Raw genomic sequence first — 20558 nt, forward strand, 5'->3', positions numbered from 1 at the left:
CTATCAAACTGTTTAATAAAAATATTCAAGGAATATCGGAAGAAAAATATAATAATTTTATTCAAATAGACTCATTATATAATATAGGTCGTTGTCAAGAGGAATTAGGAGAAATAGAGGAGGCTATAAATACATTTGAGGAAACCAATCAGATATGTCAAAATAAAAATTTGTATTCTCGCTCTGGTTCAGCACTATTTCATTTGGCATTTTTATATTCATGTTTGGGAATATTTGATAAAGCAAAAGTTTGTATTAAAAATCTTGAAAATGATAATTTAATCAAACATTTAGGCATTAAAAGTCAAGGTTATGTTTTTTTATATTTAGCTAAAACTTATCAAAATTTACAAAATATATATGAAAGTGAAAATAATTATCGTCATTGTATTGAATATTCTAAGAAAGTTAATTTTATTCAGCTTTTAGCAAAAGCATTAACAGGATTAGCGGAACTTAACCGAATCCAAAGCGACCTTACAAATGCCCTTAGCTATCATCAAGAATCAATTAAAATATTAGAAAAAATAGGCGCAAAGTGTGATTTAGCAGAAGCCTACTTTCAACTAGCATTAACCTATCAAAAAAAAGCAAATAAAGCTAGTAGTGAAGAATATTTCAACAAAGCATTGTATCTTTGGAGTCCTGAACAAATTGACGCACCTAAACAAATTGAACGAGTATTAAAAGCCATGAATAGTTGATATTCAGACTTTAAGGAAAGTAAGTGTAACCTAAAAAACAAATCATTAGATTAACTCTAAATTTACCCTATTTTCGCCATAATTAGCAACCAAAATAAATAACTTCAACCATCGAGAACCCAGTAAAATTTCCTGTATTTCATCTCCAGCAAATACAGGAACTTCAAACTCTTGACCATCTATGATTACCCTACCGTTATAAACATCAAATTTTGTTTCTCCTTGAGCAGTTCTTAATTTATCTTGACCTAAAAAAGTCCAATCAAGACTTTGGACATCTTGTTTATTCATAGCTAAAAATTCAGTAAAACCTGTATCTAACATTGTTTCTACAGGAAGACTGATATCCCCATCAATTAAATCAATTTCCAAATAAATTTGGCCATTTTCACCAAATCTTCCCTCAATCATATTCTGCCACTAACTCCCGTTTCATTAATGCCAAAAATATGATGAATCACATTAGGATACTTTTCCCTAGCCATTTTACTAGCTACTTCCTTATCCTGATTAATGAAATAATCACCGCTATCAGGTTCAATAGCAATGTACCACCCATAGTATTTATCGAGTATTTCTGGTTTTAAACGCTCAAAAATCGCCCAACAACGCTGATAAAATGCTTCTCTTCTCGCTCTATCTTGGGCTTTTTGTTCCTCAGTCCATTGAATTTCAGGAAATACTCTCCCACGTCTGACAATTCTCTCTGATGGACTTTGAGCCATATTTTTTACCTCAATATAATTATTGTCTCTACACTATTATAAAACATCCTCATTATTTTAGAGCGTGGAATGCAGCACTGGAGAAGATTAATTTTCAACCCTCAACACCTTGACACAAAATACCCAAAATCTTGTTTAACTCCTTAATATAATAATTGTTCAAATCAATAAATATCTCTGTTCCTTCTAACTTTAAAAACTTCCAAATATCTCCAGTTGTTACAGCACCATAAACAGTTTGAATTTCATTACCTTCCTGTGCATTAAACAACTGTACTGCTAACATTGATACTGCACATTGACCCAAACCACCTTTAATATTTTCATTTTTAGCTTCTACAATAATTACCACAGGAGCATTAATTGTTAACTGTTCTCTAGAACGACTGATAACAAAATCACAATAACCGTTTAAACCTTTCTCAACATCAACATTAAAATCTGTACCAGAAAATAAACTAATTTGATAATTAGCCTTACGCCTTACTTCTAATAAAATTGGCGTAATAATCATTTCTGAGCGTGCTTTTTCCGTATTTATTGCTAACGCGAGTTCTGTAGTTTCTTCCAAAGTGCTGGTTAATTTTTCACTGATTTCTATAGGTTCTACAGCAGCAAATAAATCAATTTCTTCCTTGATTGTAATATGAAAATTATTCCTAAACTTAGTTAAGCTAAAATCGCTATAAGCCATTGCTATTACCTCATGATTATCAACAGCTTATTGAAAATTTAAAACCTCTTTAATTATAGCAGTATACTTTTCAGGAATAGGTGCATCTTTATCCTTAGTCTCAATATCCCTGACCCAGCTTTGACTCATCCCTACAGCATGAGCAAAATCTCTTTGACTCATTTTTTTAGCTGTTCTCATTTGTTTAACCAAGCTGCCAGTTATTTCCTTGATAACAGGTATATTCCTAACTGTTACTTTACCATTCCTTACTCCCGAAGTTTCAGCTATGCCAGAATTATTTATGACAACATCAACCTGACTTTGTGTTTTTACCCCTGCTTTATTAGATTTTGTTTGAAATTTTGTATTTTTTTGATTTTTGAATGACTTCTTTTTATTTATCTGTAAAGGAGGTAACTTAAAACTTAACTTAGCAGGTAATAAAACATTTTGAATATAATTATCTGGCAACTTCTTCTTCCCCAGTAACTTTTGATTTCTTTCTTGAGGTGATAAATGAGCTAGTTCTTCTGGTATTGCCCACAAAGGTCTTAACCACATTGGGTAGGTTTGATCATCAAACTCAATTGTCATATTAACTTTATCTTTTAATAGCAGAAAAGCTTCTTCTAAATCTTCTCTCAATCGCCAACCATACCGATAATCACTGACTGCTTTTTCAATTTGAGAACCTGGTAAGATATTACTCAATAAATTATGAATTGTGTAAGTACCATTTTTATGAGCGCGATTATTTTGAATAATATATAAAGCAAGTTCAAAAGCTAGTTTATGTTTATGTGCATCTAAATCAAAGACTTGTTTGGGAATAAACCCACATTGATAAAGTGCAGTTTTTGCTTTTTCTCCTTCAGCATTGAGAAAATTATAAGTCCACAGTCCAGGCTGTACACGAATTATCACCTCTAATAAATCTTCCGGTTCTTGAAATAAATTCGGCTGACTATATTCCTGTACACTTACCATCCACAATAAACAACGTTCTTTAATACAAAGATTTAAATCGCCTTCGTACCATTGAATTACCGCTCCTAAAGTACCAACAACCATAGCCAAATCTGCTATAGCTTTTAGTTTTTGTGATTTACTTAATTTTTTACTTTTATATATTTGCAGCGTCTTAATTAGTTCTGAACCACGCAGGATAAAAGGCTGTTTCCAAGGTTCTCGTTGTTGTGTGGCATAAGTAGCAAATACTGCGTGTAATCTAGCAGCCATTACACCGTACTTTTCAATGATTTGGTGTTCTGCACAGTCTAAAATATATTGTGGTTGATGTGCTTGTTGGTGAAGTATGTAGAACTCAATATAACGCCCTTTACCAAATTCTTTTGAAAAGTAAAGTTTGCCATCACTATACTTATTCCAATCAGGTTGTTTAAGGTATGCTTGGGTAGCACTAATAATTGGCGCACCTGTTGCTGTCATCTCGTAGTTATTGTTTATAAATAGCGGTTGTTCTGTGAAAGGAAGGTTTTTAGCTTTTCTGAGTCGCTTAGTTGCTGTTGGTATTTGTGGATTAGCAATAGTGGCAGTTCCAGTTTTGCGTGTAGCATCTGGTGAGTAAGGTATTGCTAACTGATAGCCTGATAATTCAGGGTTTGGATACCTTCTCTTATTCTCTCCTACTGACACCAAAACTGTCCTCCCCTAAATTACCAAAAGTTGACATGATTAGAAGTTGCATTTCGCTGTTAATACTGAAAATACTGTTGAAACTTATTTTCATAAGCACAAGATTTATAGGCATATAAGGAACACCCATATACCTTTAAATTTGTTATTTATTAATAAATTGCTGCTTTTTAAAACCTGCTACTTGTAAGCCTCTTGCAAAAACTAATGTTGATGAATGCTGATTAAGCTATGGCTACACCATTCAAGCTATCAAGAGTTTTTATTTGGATTTTCATTTCTATCTGCCTCAGATATTGTCTCTTGGCTTAAAATCCTCAATATCAAGCAACTTCTGAAACTACATTACCCACGAAATTTTCATCAACATCTGTATCTTGATTTTCATTTTCGTGTGAAAGCTTTTCTTCTACCAGTTTTGTCAACCAGTCCATAACAGTTAACCCTGAATCTTTAGCAGCATCTTGCAGCAGAGGTTGTAAATGTGCTGGAAGTTGTAAATTCACGTTAAAAGTTTCTCGCAATGGGATGACATTTTTTCTGACTTGAGAAGATTCTCCGAAACGGTAAGTCCAGTATTCGCATTCTGCACCCCGTTGGTTGCCGTTTTTTTCAACAAAACTTAATTTACCCAGGCGATCGCAATAAAAACTTTGTGGATCATCCTTTACCGAATCCCGACTACAATACAGACAATTCCAGCAGCTACGGTTTAATGACTGCTGAGAATCATTAGTTGATTGCTGTTGCTTGTCAAAAGAGTAACTTTTTCTAGACTTATTCCCTGAATTCTCACGGTGGTACTCTCTAACAATTTGGGCAACGTGACCAGATGTGACTTTTCCAGCGGGTGCTGTAGAAACTGCTTTAGCCCAAACTTCTAGCTGTTCTTCTGGGGATAGGCTTGTTAAAGGTCTAACTTGGCGTTCGTTTGTGGGCAGAATTTTAATTTGTGATCCACGGGTCACATTTTCGGAAGTCTGTGATCCACAAGTAGCATCCCCAGAATTTTGTGATCCACGGGTCACATTTTCAGAAGTTTGAGATCCACAAGTAGCATCCCCAGAGTTTTGTGATCCACGGGTCACATTTTCAGGAGTTTGAGATCCACAGGTAGCATCCCCAGAGTTTTGTGATCCATGGGTCACATTTTCGGGAGTTTGAGATCCACAGGTAGCACCCTGAGAATTTTGTGATCCACGGGTCACATTTTCAGGAGTTTGAGATCCACGTCTTAGATTGTCATAAACCGATGCACCTTGTATCAAGCGATAAGCAGAACGACGGGAGAATTCCCAACGGTTGAGACAATATTCCTCAAAGGTTTTATAGTTTTGGCGATAAAGTCGTTTATCTCGAATTTGATCCAAAGCCTGACCTACTTCCCAAAATCCTCTTAAACCCTTTTCAATTCTTTTTTCTAATTTATCTAGTTCTAAAGTTTCAGCCTCATTTAGCTGATTTTCTATCTTTGATACGCCTTGACTATCAGCTTGATTTTGTTCAGAGTCAGTCTCTAACCCCATTGGATCACTTTTGTCTTCCAGGAGAAGATTTCTTGTATCCTCAAATACGGTAGAATCAGAAAGTAACCTGGTTTGGTTTCCCCCCCCATTCACAGGATCTCGCCTAGATTCCGTCATATAGGCCATAACTTCGCTTTCCTAGTGATGACACCTTGTTTGTTGACGGATGCTTAGTCAAGTAGATTTTTTAACTTTGCACCGTGCAATTAAAATCTTTGCACAATGCAATTTAGACTTGCATAGTATTTATAATTTCTTAACAATTCCATGCCAATGTGATCCAAAATGTTTGTTGGTTTGTGGTAGATACTTGATAGAGAATTTCTCTCAAACTCTTGTAAAGGAAAGAGGTTTTGTCTTAAATTAATAAATAAAATAAATCAGCAAGCCTCACCCACTTTGAGCTTTGCTAAATGCTTATTTCCAAATAAGCAATGTTGGCAAATGTACTACATCAGCCCAAAAACCTTATGCAGTAGCTACTTTTAAGTCAATTTAAGGGCTAGATATCAATTTTTTGAATTTGCCAACGTTATGATAAAAAAGATAAAGTGGAATAATAAGTAAATTTTATAACTGGTAGAACCAGGTTTTCTACTATGCAAGAACGTCAAAAACGACTAGCAGAATTAATTGAACATTTATTAGAAGAAGGTTGGACTCAGAAAAAGTTAGCTGAAAGAATAGGTGTTGATACTACAACCGTGTATAGATGGTTAAAAGCGAAAGTTGTTCCTGAAGTTGAATCTAAAAACTTTCTGCGCTTGGCAAAAGTGAGTGGTGGTGATAGTGAATCTTTACAAGAGTATCTAGACGGTCATATATCTTTATCTGCCTATCGTCAGCGTTGGGAAAATAGCCCATTGAATTATGCCAACACCTTTAAAAATCGCCCTGTCGAAGAAATTAAACAGGATCTTTTAGACCAAATTATTCAGCTTGAGACAGCTGATATTTTAGATGTTATATCTAGGAGTGCGACTCTTTTGGCAGAAAAAAAGTTAGTTCCTGAGTCCGCACATAAAAATTTAGTTTCTCAAAGTGCATAAAGGGCATAAACTAATGCTATGCCTATCACTTTTAATTTGCCTTCTATCAAAAGATATAAAAATTTTGCAAAAATTCAATTTATTGTGCATCTTTATTGGTAATGATCTACCTTTAGACTTACATGAATGAAAATAATAAGAAATTTTAGAGTCTCACTTCTTAACTCTCAAATGGAAATTTTCTCAAAAATCTACCTTACGAATGTTGTTTTTATAGTTAGTTTTGTTATGTGTGAGTTGATTTAGTAGGAATTATATTTGCTTCTTGCTAGGTATGCTTAGACTCTAACCCATGTCCCATAAGGTTTTGGTTAATCTGGATTACTCTAAATCAAATGATAGTCCTATATCACTTCCATTATTCTTGAAGGCGAGAGTAATCCCAAAATCATTGGATATACGTAATTTCTACATATATCTATAACAATTCCTCTCTAGTAGAATAATGTAGTAATATTTTTGATAACTAAAACGTTAGTAAAGTAGTTTTTAGTGCATATATCAACAATTTTATCCATGAGGAATAGTTATTTTTACAAAGCAATCTAAGCTATTTATGGTTTGCAAGTTTACAAACCATATTCAAGGTTTTAACTATTTATAAGTAAAATAATTAACATCCTATTTTAGAAAATTTAAGAAAATTTGCTATGCAAATATTAAAAAAATCTTAAAGTATTACATCTGTCATCTGTTTAACTTACAAGATAAGTTACCATCTCTAAATATCATCATTAATACTGCCAAATCAGAAGAAACCGCAAACATAGTAGGTGAACAACATGATAAAAACAGTAATTATCGATGACCATGAGTTGAGTCGATATGGTATCAAAATGTTACTCTCTGCTGCTCATGATATCGAGATTTGTGGAGAAGCCCAAACAGCATCAGAAGGATTAAAAATCATTGACATTCACAAACCACATATAGCTCTTGTGAATTCGACTTTGGCAAACGGTGCTGGTGTGGAAGTTACTAGGCAAATTAAACAAGAAACATCAAATACTAAAGTCGTGATTTTTAATGCCCAAGCCACAGAAGTCTCTGTTAGAGAAGCTTTTGTTGCTGGTGCGAATTCATATTGCACGACAATGATAGCCAAAGAAAAGTTAGCAGAAGCTATTTATGTTACGCACACAGAAGAACATTGGCTAGATTCTGCGATCGCTAAAATATTAATTCAAAATTTACACCTTCAAACTCTGGCAGTTCCTCTCAGTATGAAAAAGAAACGAGTTTTCCATGAATATTCACTTAGTTCTAGGGAATTAGAGATTTTGCGAATGATTGCTTTAGGTGATAGAAATAATCAAATTGCCAACAAGCTTTTTTTAAGTGTTGGTACTGTGAGGTCTCATGTCCATCGGATTTTAACTAAACTGGCTTGTCAAAACCGCGCTCAAGCTGCTATGAAAGCAATAGCTGAGGGACTTATAGATAGTCCTGAAAAAAGTGAAATCAGTTTAACGGCTTGACTGTGATTTTTGATTTAATTGTTCTAGATAACGTTGTCGTTCGTTATTATTCACAACCCAGATCATACATCTGCCTTTTAATTGAGCTTTTTTGGCTCGACAAACACTCAGGTCAAAATCGTTCCACTTCATAATTTGACGAGCAAATTCTCCGTCTTTTGACTTAGCCCAATTCAAAATTTCTTGTTCTTCTAAGGTCAAGCGAACTGGTTCTGTTAAACCTCTAGCTCTCCAAAGGTAAATTATATTACCAGTCAACATAACAACACCAAACAAACCAGATAATACCAGACCAGTGGCTATTAAAGGATTAAAGACGGATCTAGATTTTTTTTGTTCTGCTGTGTTTAACAAGGTTGATACTGCTTTGGCGATCGCGCTTTTTTGTTGAACAATGGCTACACTTGATGCTTTATCAAGTTTGTCATCTATTTCTGTTGTCCAACCTTCTACTACAGTGTTAAGTTTCCCTGGGATGTCTTCCATTAAGACCTCAAATTTACCCAGGGAACTTAATACCAAAAACAACGGATCTTTAGGATTGATACCAGAACGTCTAACTACATCTAGAACTTTCTGTTTAAAATGGTCTGATTGTCCTGCTAATGTTGTATCTAAAGTAGATTCTACAGATGTATTCATAAGCTAATGTACCTTTTGTAAGTTTTTCGATAGAGATAATGTGTCTGTTTTTATCGTGCTGAAACTTTCCACATACTTTCTAATTTGATTATTTACTAAAAAGAAATAATTAATAAAATAATTATTAATAATAAATAACCGACTAACTAACATATAAGTTGTAGTAAAATATAAAAAATTTTTTGACCGTTGATTCCAAAACCTAATTTTTTTAATTCTGAGTTTTGTATGTTGTATAATACCTTTTATCTAAAATTTAACAACACATTTATCCTCTCAAATCTAATTAAACTCTGAATTAAAAATTAGTTATCCTTAGCGGGATTGGAGGCACTATTAGAAACTGGTAAACTGTCGGTTATTTAATTTACATAGTTTCTAAAATTAGAACTCTCATGGGGTACGCATTATATCAGAAGTGTTTATACAAAATAAAGGTACAACAGCTTATAATCTCACTACAGTCTATTTGTAATTTGTAACTTTGACACAAAAACTTAAAAATCGCTATTTAATTGATTCTCTAAATCCAATGACGATGTAATGTTTAATAAACCCAATAATTCCTCAATATGTTTATTATTGCTAATTTGCCCACTAAATTCTTCCATCCAGTTAAACACACGAGAACGGTTCATAAAATCTATCTCGTAATTTTGTACTGCATAACTATAAGGTGAATCCAAAGATTCTACTAATTCATAACTATCTCTCCATAACCTCCCTAAATACAATTCATCACCTCTACTTGTTTGGATATGCTGTTGGATATCAGAACCATCATAGTAAGGAAATTCGTCACCAAAATACAGATTTTTGATAATGATGTAATCCGCTTTATTGCCATAACAATTAAAAAGTTCTTGTAAATATTCTGTGCAGTCTCGACGATATGATATTGGATGCACAAATGTAATACGATAACCTAATTGTGCAATGGCATCCCACAGCATAACCTCTTGTGCAAATTGTCGGAACTCTTCAAAATTTTGTCCTGGTAAGTCACTCAAAGCTACTTGGACATCAGAAAAAGTCTCTAAATCAATTAATAATTGGTCTGCACCACCTTTGGTTAATGGCAATTGACCAATAGGTAATAATAGCTGATAAGCATATAACTTATTGCGATTACCACTGTAATAAACTCTGAGATTTAGTTTTGATTCTAGATAAATCTCTATCAACAAACGTGCTATAGTTGACTTACCTACCCTTGCATCACCAACTGTCATTACCAGTCGTTTAGGATTGGGGATAATACCTGAATTATTTTGATTATGCGGCTTGATCTGTGACGACTGCATTCTCTTTTATCCCCAATAATTGATTAGCAGTTAAAACGCTTTGTTCAAACTCTTTCAACCAAGCTGAAACACGAGATTTGATGACAATGTTGGCTTCTTTATCCTCTAAAACTTGACCAAAAGTTAAGTTTTTCTCATCAATATAGTCATAGGGTTTGAAAAACAAATCTGGCATTTTAATTTCTACTGCACCAGCTGCTAAAAGTTTAGTCCGAGTATCGGAACTGTCATAGCGTTCAAATTTATCAGCTTCACCGTGGAATAGATTTTTCACAACTACATAATCAACGCGATCACCACAGTATTTGTGAAGAATTCGTAATATATTCACTGAGTCTTTTACCCTGGATAGTACACTTACCATTGTGACTCTGTATCCTAAGCCTTTGACAGCATCAAATACACCCAAGTCTTTCTCAAAATTCTCAAAAAATAGACCTGACTGGGCGGGTAAATCTACTAATACCAGTGGGGGAAGTTCTTTTTCTAAATCTATTAGTAAATCATCTGCACCACCTCTTGTAAAAATATCAAGTAGCTTGACTCCAGGCTGTGCTGAGTCGTAATGTCTATACAATTGGGCATTACGATGATCTGAGTCATAAGCTAAATACTTCAACTGTTTGTTGATATATAAATGTAGTAATCCTCTTGCAAATGTGGATTTACCTACACCTCCTTTATCACCAGTGATAATCACTATTCTTCCTGTTTGTTCAGTTGTTTCTAACTGTTGATTTTCTGTGGTTTCTTCATTTGCTGGTATCTGTTCATTTTCATTCACGGTGATTTTCTTCCTTTTTCTAGTCATAAATTAAGCAATGATTTGCTTCAATATTGAAGATGTTTTGATAATTAACAAGATAAGCTGCATTTTATCTGAGTTAATTTATGATTAACTATCGTTGAACTTAATTTTCAATTTTATGAAATGTGTCAGTTTTATTTTTACAGCTTTTTGACTTATTCAAAAACCATCATTTGATGTAAAACGGTAGGCTTTTTGACGTATTTTATTTTGGTTGATTATTCCTCTTTTCAATTTGTACTTCAATTAGCAAAGCAGGGTACATAATGCGGTAGGATAATCAGATGCTTACAACATTATCTGGCATTGAGCCGAGATCCCGGCTCAATGCATATCTCAACTCAAAAAACGAACATATACTTGATTGATGCGATATCATAATGTGGATGAATGCGATAAAACTAGCACAGCTTGGCATAAGTAAACCTACTATTAAAGCTGGTTAAAAATCTGTAGAAACTCTTGTAAAAGGCAAGTGTATTTAGGGTTTGCTGAAAAAGTCTTGTCGTGATGACAGGTGACAGGTGACAGGTGACAGTTTCAAGAGTTGGATAAGACCGATTTTTCCTTTGAGTAGGAATTAAATGCAAGGTTTTTAAGTTTCCACCCCGTAAAAGCTTGCACTTTTTACCTGAAAACGGCTCAAACCCTTTACCTGTAATCTTTTCATGTTTATTCAGCAAGCCCTATTTACGCCGTAGTGTAGTAGTATTTTGGCATGGTGAACCCCTTTATGAGTCTCTCTCAATCTCTTGATCTTCGATATCTTCGTTCAGCGCAGCGATCGCAAAATCACTAATGTAGTCCCGCACAACACGCTCGAAAAATAAGGGTGCGGGTAAAGAAGTCCAATCACCATAATGACCAAAACTATAGCGCAATGATTCTACAAGCAAAGCCAGATCATCAGGATTATCATCTGCTTGTCGCAAGGTAACGACAATCTCCAAGGGATTTGGAGTAGGCCATTGCTTCACAAATGGGGGTTGTGGTGAGAGTTGATGTACCTCTAATCCAGCTTTGTTGTTAATTTTGTCTTGGGAATCATCAGCTTTTTTGGCAATGTGTCCTGGGGTTGAGCGATAGCAGCTTTGCCCACGTGTATACTGATGTAATGTTTTCCGTCCCACAGATAGATAAGCAACACAACCAGTTTTGTCAGTCGCACTGAGTCGGAATAAATCCATAGAACTAGATGCAGAAGGTATTTCGTATGTAGGTGTGAGTTCCTTCTTCGTCCGTGTATCTTCTAATGAGGTTTCAGCTAACAGTCGGACTTTTTTATCAATAATTCCCGGTGCAAGTTCTTGACGAATTCTAATCAATCTTGCACCTTTCCATTCATCTTGCATTTGTTTGTATTGATGTCCTAGATTAATTTGATTAGCATTCATTTTGGTATCAGCTAACCAACCCCATAGTTTAACGCAGTTGGAAGAATCAATCATTACCAATGGTTGCATATTTTCTTCCACTGAGTTAGAAATAGTCTGTTTCACAAATTTCATGAATCGAGTATTTCGTACATCGTTTTTACCCAGTGTCACTGGAGAGAGTTGGGAAATAAAAGCAAGCGCATCAGAAAAGTTTTTCCAAGGGCTGATTTCTAGATTTCCTGCCTTGTCTTGGTAAGCACAGCAAAGCTCACATTTTCCTGTCTCTACGTTGAGACGCATAGCCACTGGTAAAAATGTATTCTCAATGCGACCACGAGAGCGACCTTTTTGTTTGCGAACAATTGTAATTGCTAAAATCTCTTTTGGTCTAGCCTCATCTGGAATTCTTTCCAGATATTTATCCACTTTCTCTTTTACATCATCAATGCGTCCAGAATGGGCAAAAAGCAAATCTTTTAAAGCTGCCTGTGTTCGATGGAAGAAATCTCCGAGTTTGAGACAATTTGTTGTCTTTGTTTTGTTAATTGGTAAGAGAAACTGCACGGAAGCACCAGCCATTGTAGATAGTGCTTGGCGGGTTGAAGCTTTGTTAACTTTATCATCAGGTTTAGCACTTTTTTCGCTACTAGAATCTGAATAAAATTTCCTTGCTACTATTAAACAAAAAGTTCGCTGTCCTCGTTTTTTAATTTGTTCTGCAATAGGCTGCCATGCTTCAATTCGTTTTTCAGAACGCTGTTTAGCATTTAAAGTATTACCAGGTAATATATCTCGCGGCCCGTGGGTATCTGCTGGTAGACGATTGACAATAATTTCGAGTGTATCACCCCATAAAAGGCGAGTAATTTCCTGCAAAAGTTTCTTTTCTAGTTCTAAAGCTTCTAGTTGTAAGTTATCTTCATAAAAGATAATTAGCGACAATTTTTCATCAGGATAAAGTCGCTGCATCGCTTCTTTATTCGCTTCAATTATAGCTTTGAGTTCATTGATTTGATCACTAGATTGAAGAGAATTTTTTCCACCATAAATTGCTTCTAAACTGATGCCAAAGTGTTTTTTTAGTAAGCTTTTAAGTTGAGTATCTTCCAGTTTTTCTAGGTATGTTGGAGTTAATTCTAAGTTGGAATTTTTGTCGATAACTTCCAAAACACCACCAAGCAATGTAGGAAGATTAATCATGCGTGATGCGGTATCATCAGTTTTATGAGTATACTCAGATTCTACGGGGTAATAACTCTCAAATACTTGCAGTTCTGATGGGTTTAGAATTTTAGCAATATTCTCAACAGCTTCTAATTTATCAATTTCTGGTACACCTGCTTTAATCCCGGATGCGTCTGAACTGTCTTGAAGTCCATAACGCGCAGTTAGAACTACATCACAGATGTCAGTTGAGGCTTTTCCTAATGCAATTTTTTGCCCATCAAAAGATTGTAGAGGCAGTTTTAATTGTCTTCGCAGGGTTTCAAAATCTGTATCTGTCACCCATTTTTTTTGTTTATCATGTTTATCCTGTTTACACTGTAAAGTATAGCTAAAGGCACGGTCAGGATATTCTTGAGAAAACATGAAACCACTAATCTTATTGCGGTCATAAATAGAAGATTTAAACTGACTAATCCAACGCCGTTTGGAAACATCAACTTTCAATAATGGCTGGTGTAAAGAAGGATAAGTTACAACTTCCAATCGCACCAATAAACTGAATTTCCCTTTTTTACCATCTATGGTGATGGGTTTAGTAATTAGTTCTGCAATACATGAGTTAAAATTTCCTCCACTACTGGAAATAATGCGTTTCATTGGCCCTAGTCCTTGAAAAATTTCTTTTCCAGCAATTTGGCGGGCTGCATAATCTGCTAACATTGGAAAAGAATATTTATCTTTTGGATTAGTTGTACCTGTATCTTTAGACCAACCCCAGGGTAAAATTTGAGATTCAAAAGCAGAAATTTCTAGTAATTCTCCTCTCGTTTGCAAGTCTTCTAAATGGTCAACTATCTTTGCGGAGATATTTTCTTTTTCAACAAAAGGTCTAAGGTAAAGAGTTATCCATTCATTAATGATTGGGCGTAATTTATCTTTTACTTCTGCTTCAGTACCACCAATTAAATAAACAAAAGTTTCTGGCTCATCTACTTTGTTTAAAACATACTTACTCAAACCCACATTTGATTCAATTCGTGCTGCATTTTCGAGGACTACTTCTAGATATCCTCGAAGTGAAGCATAGGGGAGATTTTTTTTGTCAATTGCTTTTTGAATCTCTGCAAAATTTGCACGAGCTTCCTTTGTCCAAGCAATAGTAAAACCTTTCTCTATTACTGGAGATATGTTATCTGGTACAGTAAAGGCTGAGGGAACTATCTTCAGACTCTTGGGGTTCCCTAAAGGAATATAAAGAGTTTCATTTTGTGCAGGTTCAAAAAATAAATTATCGTTCATTATTACATCTCCCATAATTGTGAAAAATCATCAAAACCATCTTCTTCATCTGAAGAATATGATGAACTTAGTTCATCAGGATAAATCACTCCTTCAATATGCTGCATAGGTTTCAGAAATGCACCATAAAGTTCTTGATATATTTCCCGAATCTCAGAATTAGGGTGATTCATACATTCTTCTAAGATAATTCGCATTTGCACCAGCATACTATCTCGACCAGAATCTGGTTTACCTTTTGTGGATTGATTAGCCCAAGCTGCATCCACAAAATAAACTTGAACTGGGCATCCGTTACGCATTCCCCGCCCAATTGTTTGCAAAATGGCAATCATTTGATTGGCTGTAAATGGTTTAAATAGTTTATCTCCTAAACGGCTGGCCATCAAGGGTTCACGTAACAAACGATTAGCCGTTTTCCACAGTTCTTTTCTAGATTCTTGCCAAGCAGATGCGATCGCCTTTAGGTCTTCTGTTTCACTAAAAACGCGACTATCAAATTCTTGTGTTGCTTCTCCAGCCAGGCTATACAAAAGCTGCATATCATCCTTTGTGGGATGAGGACGAGTCAGGAAATAAATTGAGCCAATTGCTGCATCTAGGTTTCTTTCTCCTTTAGTGAAAACAATATTTACACCTCTACCAATTGCCAACATAGGAAAAATTAAAATGTGGCAGTTTTCATCATCTCCCAAAGCCTCACATTGAGCGCGAGTCACAAAATCAGTCGGTTGCTCTCCATCTCTAAGAGATTGGACAATTGCCTTTGTATACCTACCAATTTGAGGATAGTAGTCATTGAGATGTTTTTTAATCTTGCGAGCTTGTTCATAGCTATTAACAATTAAAGCTGCTTTACGATGAACACCACTTTTTACATCAAAGTTACGGATAGATTTATAAATTTCCGATTTAGTTCCTCCCCGCACCAGAGCATCTACCATTAGTAAAAGATTGCGTTCTTGTAGTTCTCCAGCACCACTATATTTTAGAGGTTCATCACCACGTTCACTATCTGGAAACCACTGAAAGCGATAAATACTACTTTCTGGATTATGTTCTAACTGACGTGGTTTTAGTAAATAATGGGGTCCAGCATTAATATGGTAAGCGGGACTTGCTTCTAAAAATGAAGTGGCTGAGGTCATTAAAATGGCTGGGCCAGGATGTTGATTGTCTGCTGCCAATAAACGATTAAATCTGTGCATTAACATCCGGGGCGCACCAACAAATGTAATGTAAGATAATTCTACATTTCGGTCAGCAGTACGAGTTGTTTTTGCTTTTGAAAAGCTATATTTAACTCCAGAAAATGAACCTAATATGCTTTCTGGAATCATTTTGCGGAGTTCTGAACTTACGGGTGGCTGCACAATAGGTTCACGAATAAAACCTTCTGCAACCATTGTTCTAGTTCCTGGTACTATTCGCTGATAACCCAAAATTACGAAGGTAACAGTTATCAGTAATTTAATTAAATCTTCCCCTGCTGTTGGGGGTGAATGTTCCAGAAAGCAGAGATTGAGAAATAATTCAGCAATTGCTTCTACAATCTTGTCTCGTCGCTGAATCAGATTCTCAGCTAGGTAACGGCGGAAATGATGAATCAGAGTCTGCCATTGATTCTCAAGGGTTGCACGGTCTTGACCTAAAGTTATGGCGCACAAATCGGCTTTGAACCATTCAGGATTTTCCACACCTGTGCGATCGTAGAAAGCGTTATATGCGGCTGTTTCCCAAAATTCAGTTAGGGCGCGACTTTTGCTAAATCCCTCTTGGGGATTTAAGTCTTCACGTTTGGAGGATTTCTCTAAACCATGTAGTAGTTCACTAACAATCCGCAATACAGTCAGCAATTGACTTTCATAGCGTTTTCCTAGCACTTCAGACATATTTTGAACGGCAGTAATCAGGGAAGTATTATGATTACCAAATTCCGCCAAGTCACGACTGTAGAGTTCTATATCTCGATCAGATAGTCGATAGTTTTCACCGCGAGCAAAACGGTTATGGATTTGTTCTAAAATTACCCTGTGAATAGATTTTTCTGAGCCAGAAATACTTAAGGTCGCTGCGCCATAAGTATCTAAATCCGACTGTACCATGTCGCCTTCATCAAAAACCACTACGTCAAAGGTGCGGGCAATTAATTCAAAATATCGTATTTGTTCTGGAATGGCATGGGGTGATATTTGAGTATCAAGCGATCGCACATGACCAACCCAGATATCTGCATCAATCAAATCTCGTGGCGCTTTGTTACGACCACACATTGTCCACAAGGGACAAAGTAATTTTTTCATCTGTCCATTTCTTTTCTTACCTTGCAATATTTCCTGACAAGGAGCATCATCAAAGCCCCATCGTGAGGTATCACCAGTAGAAAAAGCTGGTAAAACGCAGTTCAGTCCAAAAACTTCTGCCTGATCTAGGATATGGGCAAAACCACCATTACCCCCAGCAGCGGCGATCGCTTCAGCTATATTATCTGCATGACGACGGCGAGTTTCATCGCTCTGACCCATCAACATTCCCACTTTAACCTGATGAAATGCCAGTTCAGCCATGTATTGTCTGGCTACTTCAATAGAAGGAAAAACAAACATTGCTTTATAACCATGTCTTCCCAGCCAAACCGCCATCAACATGAGAATGGTTGTTTTACCTGACCCTGGCAAACCAATTAAATGCTTGATACCTGATAAATCCAACAAGTTATCTATCCGCAGTCTCTCCCCAACCTTTGATACCATCAGGTCGAAACGTTCAAAACGCCTAGCCCAACTACCAGGTCTTCGTTCAGGATTTTGGGACTCTCGCTCATCCATCTCAATAGCCAGATCCCGCAGTTCACATAAGGGAATGGAAATATTTCCTGTTGGTAAGCGGTTGAGAGAATGTGTGCGACGGGCAGCCAGAGGTACTGTAATGGGAGAGATCGGTATCCTTTCGGCTGTTGTCTCCTCACCTAAAGAAACAGCCATTTGCTGACGAGGATCGGCAACAGTAGTATTGTGTGACTCATAAGATAAAGTAGCACTCAGAACTTGACGTGCTTCGGTAATTAACCTATCTTCTAAAGGGTCTGTTCTTTGGAAGCGCAGTGTCTCAGAGTCTATTTGGTATGTTCCTCTAGTTTTGTTGCAATAGTGATGATTGTTATAGACTTCAACTGCGTGCTTGACGGACTGTTTTGTCACATAAGTTAATGACATCTGGCGCATATTGAAAATGGCTTGACGGGCTTGTTTTAATGCAGGTGCATTCAAGATACTCGCCATGCCTGACATAACTACTGGTGCGTAATCTAATGAATCAGTACCAATGAATTCCTCCATCAAGACGCAAAGCCAGCAAATTCGTTCTGCACCTTTCCAAAAATCAGGCTTAATTCGCATATTGCATCCTTTTCACAAACTCTAGTACGGAGGAAACTGGCATAACTTCTAAAGTGGCAGGATCACCTTTTTTATCGAGTGTTGACTTGAGGGTAGAAAGGTAGTTTGGGTTATCTTCAAGCAGCTGATCACTAACTGCAAGAATCCGGCGACGATAGTTAATTAGTCCCCCAATACTACGGTTTAGGCGTAATGCTAGACTTACGGGGCTTGTGTATGATTTGGCATCAATTCCAATCATCCTTTCATTAATCGCCACATCGCTGAGATCAGATTCTGGGTACAGTTCAGCATTTAAACCTTTTTGTCGGGCTGCATCAAAAATGGCTAATTCATCAATTGCTGGGCCAGTCCAATAGGTGAGTATTTGAGGCTTGGCAATCAGCAAATTGTCTTGATTGGGATCTAATTTCTCCGACACTTTTGGCGGATTACAACTGTTGCATTGGCGAATTGGACAACGCCCTTGGGGAAAATGTTTTTTGTGAGGATATGGTCGCATCAGTGTGCCACAGTGGGCGCAGCGGTGTGCTAACCCATCAATTAGCCAGATATCTGGCACTGGATCGAAAAATTTGTCGATAACCATTCCCTGTAAAGGGGTTAAGTCATGATTGACTAGATAATCTAATAGTTGGCGTTCTCCTATTAGAGAGTATCTGCCAAATAACTCTCGTAGAGCAGTATAAGCTTTATGCCGACGACGGCTACCCAGTCGTTCAGTTGCTTCGCGTAACTCAGTGTACAAACGATGTTCAATTACATTGTCTTCACCAAAAGCCCCACTCAGATTGGCAATTTCTGAACAGTCTGAAGTTGGTACTCGCAAGTCTGGATCGATGAGAGTAAGACAAGAAAAGCGAAAATCTGGCTGACGAAAAATCTCTAAGTTCCATTTTTCATCGTTGAGTGGGTATCGAGCGCGGTCTAAAACAGTATGCACACAAGCAGCCCTATCATTTAATCCTGCTTCGATGTACAAACGACCCAATTTGCACATTGCTTGATAGAGTTCAGGTGGCATACTGTCCTCCTGACGCACAATATCGCGACCTGAGAGAATTCGTGTATATTGGCGAAGTATTCCTTGGGCTAACAACACCACTGCATTTTCAGCTAGATCAGTTGCTTGCCGATGTCCTGTAGACGATAGCAAAGAAGTTGTTTGAATTGCAGTTAACCATGTCGGATCTTGACCATCAGCTTCTGCAATAATTTGTGATTCTAAATCAATATCTACCAAGGTTGGTAAAACTTGAGCGATCGCTGTCAGTGTCCAACCTATTTTCAGTAAAAGAGCGATCGCCAATCCCTCTAAAATCTGTCGAAATCCAAATTCTTGTCCTTTGGGTTGCGATAAGAGTTGCTTTGCTCTCCATGACCGCACAGTTCGCAGGGTAGGCGATTCTACTGACAGTCCTAGTTGTTCAATTTGGCGTTTTAGCTGTTTTGTCAGCGCATCTGCTGTTCCCTGCCACTGACGCACTTCGTCAAAGTACATGAATTGTTAAATGAGTCTTTTACACTTATCTATGTTTACATCAAATGATGTAAAATTGTCAATAGGACTTCTGAATCAAGGGAACAGATTTACTGAGAAGACTTCCCAGCAAATGTTACGATGATGTATCTTTTTGCAATGTCCAACTAGGGGTAAAGCCGGGATACCTATACTGGCTGTACCCCAACTAGCTCTGCTGTTGCGAGATTATTCATCTGGAAGTAATCGAAGATGGATAGCTGGTTGACAATTATAGGTTGAAGTAGACAAGCTAAAATGTTGTTCCATTATTTGCTTGAAAAAACAATGTCATCACCATATTTATTCCTAATGTCGTAACATTACCATACTGTCATCAAATCCTTGGTTAAAGCACTCTAATCGTTGATGATTTTCTAAATCTCTAAAGTTGAGTAGAGTGAGATTAAAAGGAAATAGAGCAGGAGTTTGAGCGATCGCACTCATTGGTTTAGAGAAAAGCTTTGCTACTGTGCATATTCACAGGAATTAATATTTATGTTCAAAATGCCCCAAATTATAGTTATGGCTGGTGTACTGGAGTTTTGAGCGGAAATTTCACTTGATCTGCGAATTGATTTTCTGGGTAAAAGCCTTACTCCACAAGCAATTTCACTTTATGCGCGAATTCCGTTGCCCCAAACCCTTATAACTTCGTTGTTCAAATTTCATCTTATGCGCGAACCCACACACCACTAGCTTTCATATACAATTCTCGATATCACAACTGATATCGCCATGAATAACAAAACCCCACCCAGCCAAATGATCCGCGTGCCTACTGTACTAATTCCTATAGTACGTAACCTGTCAAAAATTCACCGTGATGGTCACACAACAGCGTTACTGCAAGGGTTACAGGAATTGATTTCACAATTTGATAGCAGTGCTAAACTGGAAGCGACCACCGAGTTACAGGAGGTGGAGGAAAAGTTGGGGCAACTGGAAACACACCTTTGCCAGCAAGATGAACAGCTGGCTGTTAAACTAGAAACTATTGCCAAGCACTTGGAAAAGATTGAAAAAGCGATCGCTTCTGGTAGATACAGTAACTCTAGACCTCGGCGTTCAGCGTATCCATACCAGTATCAACAAGCAGTAGAAATCAACTCCTTCCCCAATGAAAATTTAGCGCAGAGATTGGGGATGACACCGCAGAGTTTAATTAATAGACATCTCCGAAAACTATCAAAGCCGCTTTGTGACTAGCTTACAAACTGCAAAAGAAAGG

At 36.8% G+C, this 20558-nt stretch carries 16 protein-coding genes; 4 read left to right on the forward strand and 12 right to left on the reverse strand.

Features of this window, described 5'->3' with window-relative positions; translation table 11 throughout:
* On the forward strand, window positions 1-704 hold a 704-nt coding region (locus A0J48_RS21790; protein WP_200326686.1), incomplete at its 5' end, for a tetratricopeptide repeat protein.
* 45 nt (window positions 705-749) lie between these two features.
* On the opposite strand, the gene A0J48_RS21795 is transcribed toward A0J48_RS21790, so the two are convergent.
* The 5 genes from A0J48_RS21795 to A0J48_RS27230 all read right to left on the reverse strand — a co-directional run bounded on the left by A0J48_RS21795 (window position 750) and on the right by A0J48_RS27230 (window position 5413).
* Complete coding sequence (locus A0J48_RS21795; RefSeq protein WP_200326687.1) at window positions 750-1115, reverse strand: aspartyl protease; 366 nt, start codon at window positions 1113-1115, stop codon at window positions 750-752.
* A complete protein-coding gene (locus tag A0J48_RS21800; RefSeq protein WP_200326688.1) occupies window positions 1112-1429 on the reverse strand; it encodes a hypothetical protein in 318 nt (105 codons plus the stop codon). The genes A0J48_RS21795 and A0J48_RS21800 overlap by 4 nt, the downstream gene beginning before the upstream one ends.
* A 94-nt stretch (window positions 1430-1523) precedes the next feature.
* On the reverse strand, window positions 1524-2123 hold the full coding sequence (locus tag A0J48_RS21805) for a hypothetical protein (RefSeq protein ID WP_200326689.1): 600 nt from the start codon (window positions 2121-2123) through the stop codon (window positions 1524-1526).
* Window positions 2124-2150: 27 nt separating this feature from the next.
* On the reverse strand, window positions 2151-3761 hold the full coding sequence (locus A0J48_RS27645; protein ID WP_200326698.1) for a helix-turn-helix domain-containing protein: 1611 nt from the start codon (window positions 3759-3761) through the stop codon (window positions 2151-2153).
* Between the two features lie 323 nt (window positions 3762-4084).
* Window positions 4085-5413, reverse strand: coding sequence for a hypothetical protein (locus tag A0J48_RS27230; RefSeq protein ID WP_234301085.1), 1329 nt, complete (start codon window positions 5411-5413; stop codon window positions 4085-4087).
* Between the two features lie 473 nt (window positions 5414-5886).
* Here A0J48_RS27230 and A0J48_RS21820 point away from each other — a divergent pair, with 473 nt between their 5' ends.
* Window positions 5887-6336 (forward strand): helix-turn-helix domain-containing protein, encoded by a 450-nt coding sequence (locus A0J48_RS21820; protein ID WP_200326690.1) that lies wholly within the window; start codon window positions 5887-5889, stop codon window positions 6334-6336.
* A gap of 782 nt (window positions 6337-7118) precedes the next feature.
* Entirely contained in the window at window positions 7119-7814 is a 696-nt protein-coding gene (locus tag A0J48_RS21825) for a response regulator transcription factor (RefSeq protein WP_200326691.1), read from the forward strand.
* Here the strand turns inward: A0J48_RS21825 and A0J48_RS21830 are convergent.
* From A0J48_RS21830 to A0J48_RS21860, 7 genes are all read right to left on the reverse strand, one after another.
* Window positions 7803-8456 carry a DUF6753 family protein gene (locus A0J48_RS21830; protein WP_200326692.1) on the reverse strand — a complete coding sequence of 218 codons (654 nt, stop codon included), beginning with the start codon at window positions 8454-8456 and terminating at the stop codon, window positions 7803-7805. The two genes, A0J48_RS21825 and A0J48_RS21830, sit on opposite strands and share 12 nt — an antisense overlap.
* 497 nt (window positions 8457-8953) lie before the next feature.
* Window positions 8954-9760, reverse strand: coding sequence for a hypothetical protein (locus tag A0J48_RS21835; RefSeq protein WP_200326693.1), 807 nt, complete (start codon window positions 9758-9760; stop codon window positions 8954-8956).
* Entirely contained in the window at window positions 9732-10571 is an 840-nt protein-coding gene (locus tag A0J48_RS21840) for a nucleotide-binding protein (RefSeq protein ID WP_234301086.1), read from the reverse strand. Before A0J48_RS21840 ends, A0J48_RS21835 begins: the two co-directional genes overlap by 29 nt.
* A 728-nt stretch (window positions 10572-11299) precedes the next feature.
* The gene (locus A0J48_RS21845; RefSeq protein ID WP_200326694.1) at window positions 11300-14410 is read right to left on the reverse strand and encodes an RNaseH domain-containing protein; all 3111 of its coding nucleotides are present in this window, start codon (window positions 14408-14410) and stop codon (window positions 11300-11302) included.
* A 2-nt stretch (window positions 14411-14412) separates the two neighbouring features.
* Entirely contained in the window at window positions 14413-17808 is a 3396-nt protein-coding gene (locus tag A0J48_RS21850; protein ID WP_200326695.1) for a pPIWI_RE_Z domain-containing protein, read from the reverse strand.
* The gene (locus tag A0J48_RS21855; RefSeq protein ID WP_200326696.1) at window positions 17798-19309 is read right to left on the reverse strand and encodes a restriction endonuclease-related protein; all 1512 of its coding nucleotides are present in this window, start codon (window positions 19307-19309) and stop codon (window positions 17798-17800) included. The genes A0J48_RS21850 and A0J48_RS21855 overlap by 11 nt, the downstream gene beginning before the upstream one ends.
* A gap of 327 nt (window positions 19310-19636) precedes the next feature.
* On the reverse strand, window positions 19637-19774 hold the full coding sequence (locus tag A0J48_RS21860) for a hypothetical protein (RefSeq protein ID WP_200326697.1): 138 nt from the start codon (window positions 19772-19774) through the stop codon (window positions 19637-19639).
* Between the two features lie 291 nt (window positions 19775-20065).
* Between A0J48_RS21860 and A0J48_RS21865 the strand changes: the two genes are divergently transcribed.
* Entirely contained in the window at window positions 20066-20536 is a 471-nt protein-coding gene (locus A0J48_RS21865) for a hypothetical protein (protein WP_234301087.1), read from the forward strand.
* Window positions 20537-20558: the final 22 nt, after the last annotated feature.

Origin of the sequence: Sphaerospermopsis aphanizomenoides BCCUSP55, assembly GCF_001586785.1 — a bacterium.
GTDB classification, from domain to species: domain Bacteria; phylum Cyanobacteriota; class Cyanobacteriia; order Cyanobacteriales; family Nostocaceae; genus Sphaerospermopsis_A; species Sphaerospermopsis_A aphanizomenoides_A.